Source organism: Celeribacter halophilus, from assembly GCF_018860305.1.
Taxonomy (GTDB): Bacteria; Pseudomonadota; Alphaproteobacteria; order Rhodobacterales; family Rhodobacteraceae; genus Celeribacter; species Celeribacter halophilus_A.
The window spans coordinates 1-2,018 of sequence record NZ_JAHKPE010000009.1; the positions used below are offsets into that span (position 1 = coordinate 1).

Consider the following 2,018-nt stretch of genomic DNA (forward strand, 5'->3'; position numbering starts at 1 on the left):
AAACGCCCAATTAGAGAAGCTGCCGTTAGCTAAAGACCAGAAATTCTACGAATGCAGTCTGCTTAGCTGACATTCTTCCCAATGAAGCGTCGTTACGAGATTTCAGTATTGTTGGCTTCGTACCATTCCCTAATGGTTCTTGTCAGCGTTGACAAAGCAAAGCCCCGGCTCATTCGCACATCAAGCATTGAAAAGCCTTCCGTGAACTTCACAGTGTCTTCCCCAATAGCCATAAATTCAAACTGCCCAGTAGAATACTCATCGTCTGGATCATAGCCTACGACACGCCAAGCGCCGATGATTTCTCCGTCGCGAGAAATGACCTCGCCTTGTGACAGGCGCGGATCGTACCCACTATACATCCACTCATCGTGGCCGACGAAGTTGATTGGATAAATTAGTTCCATTGTGTGAGACTGCGCGAAGATGCATTCCAGTGCAAGTCGTCACACACAGTTCGAAAGCTTGCATCGGCACGTTCCGGACCTTCGCACCACACTCAGAGTACTGTGATTGCAGCCCGCTTTCCAGCCATTCGCTGCGCGCGAAAAGCTAGAGATGGCCGAACTCACACTATGCGGGCAAAGCCCCATTTCGTTGCGGCTGCGCTAATGTCGGCTTTGGCAAACCGTTCAAAAAGTGTGAGTTTTGGAAGTAGTGCATAAAGACAAAGAACTGCAGGAATTAGGTCAATTTACGATTTTCCCATGATGACCTAATCGGAAGTGGAAGCTAAAGCTGTAGAAAAAGGAGCATTCAAAATGGCACCAGATTCACAGAAACATCTAGCATCATGTCATTGCGGCCGTGTGCAGTTTGAAGTCCGTCTCACCGACGGATTTAATACTATTCGCCGCTGTTCATGTTCCTATTGCCGCATGCGAGGAGCAGTAGCCGTTTCGGCGGAATTGGACGGCATCAACTTTTTGAAAGGCAAGGACACTTTAACCCTCTACGAATTTAACACAAAAACAGCCAAACACTACTTCTGCCCAGTTTGTGGAATTTACACCCACCATCAACGCAGATCCAATCCCACTCAGTTTGGTGTCAATGTTGCTTGCCTTGAAGGCGTAAGCCCGTTCGACTTTGCGGAGGTTGTTGTGTATGACGGCGTAAATCATCCGTCTGATGCGTCGTCAGGACCACTGGTCGCAGGTATTTTACGTTTTAGCCCTACCTAGAGCGTTTCATTAGATGACTGATTTTTTCAGATAATTGCCATTCATTTGTGTTCAAAAAAAACCTGGTTTTTGGAACGTTGGGTTGAATTGGCAAAGTGAAGATTAGCGAAGACCTTTGACAATTTTGGCACCTAGAGCGTTTTTGACATGATCAAGGCATCCGCCTTGTCCCTCTGGAACCCATAGTTTTCATAGAATTCCTGAGCTGTCGCCGTGCTTTCAAGATGGCCGCTGCTGATATTGTGAAAGCGTAGCTCTTCTTCCATTGCTGCCAACATGGCTTTGCTGACGCCCGAAAAAACGTGCGTCCGGATGGACATAGTTCAACATGATTTCGCCCTGCAAACTCACCATACCGACGCCAACAACCATTTGATTTCTATCAGCGACGAAGACTGTTGCGTCGTCGCTTGCAATCCACTTAGACCAAGCCTCTACTGTTTTATTGCTAAGCCAAGATTCAATCTCCTGCGGGTCACCATCATGGTCGGCAACACACAATTCAGAAATTGAACGACGCAAAGTGTTGATCGCAGATTCGGCGTCGGAATTCAGGGCCTTTCTGATTTTTGTCACTATCGCATCCTCTTTGGTCAACCAGACTTAGCAAAACAGAAATCTACAGCAGAGGTTTCTTTAATCAAGCATTGTGGACTTTAGGGTTTTCCCAAAACGCTCCTTTTTGGCATGGCTGAGGAACGATCGATTTTCGGCTGCCAATAACCCCGTTCAAAACTCAATCAGTTGTTGAGGATTTTTGGCTGTCTCATAACAGCGGACATCCATGGGCCGTGCAGCATTGGTTACATTGGGTTCAAACCGGACTTGCGGCGG

Annotated in this window: 4 protein-coding genes; 1 reads left to right on the top strand and 3 read right to left on the bottom strand. The window is 47.3% G+C overall.

Features of this window, described 5'->3' with window-relative positions; all coding sequences use genetic code 11:
- Positions 1-92: 92 nt before the first annotated feature.
- Positions 93-407 carry a hypothetical protein gene (locus tag KO492_RS00780; RefSeq protein ID WP_216043228.1) on the bottom strand — a complete coding sequence of 105 codons (315 nt, stop codon included), beginning with the start codon at positions 405-407 and terminating at the stop codon, positions 93-95.
- 354 nt (positions 408-761) lie between these two features.
- Between KO492_RS00780 and KO492_RS00785 the strand changes: the two genes are divergently transcribed.
- Positions 762-1,184 (top strand): GFA family protein, encoded by a 423-nt coding sequence (locus tag KO492_RS00785; protein ID WP_216043229.1) that lies wholly within the window; start codon positions 762-764, stop codon positions 1,182-1,184.
- A gap of 131 nt (positions 1,185-1,315) precedes the next feature.
- On the opposite strand, the gene KO492_RS18835 is transcribed toward KO492_RS00785, so the two are convergent.
- A complete protein-coding gene (locus KO492_RS18835) occupies positions 1,316-1,462 on the bottom strand; it encodes a GNAT family N-acetyltransferase (protein ID WP_354668213.1) in 147 nt (48 codons plus the stop codon).
- Positions 1,404-1,760 (bottom strand): GNAT family N-acetyltransferase, encoded by a 357-nt coding sequence (locus tag KO492_RS00795; protein WP_216043231.1) that lies wholly within the window; start codon positions 1,758-1,760, stop codon positions 1,404-1,406. Before KO492_RS00795 ends, KO492_RS18835 begins: the two co-directional genes overlap by 59 nt.
- Positions 1,761-2,018: the final 258 nt, after the last annotated feature.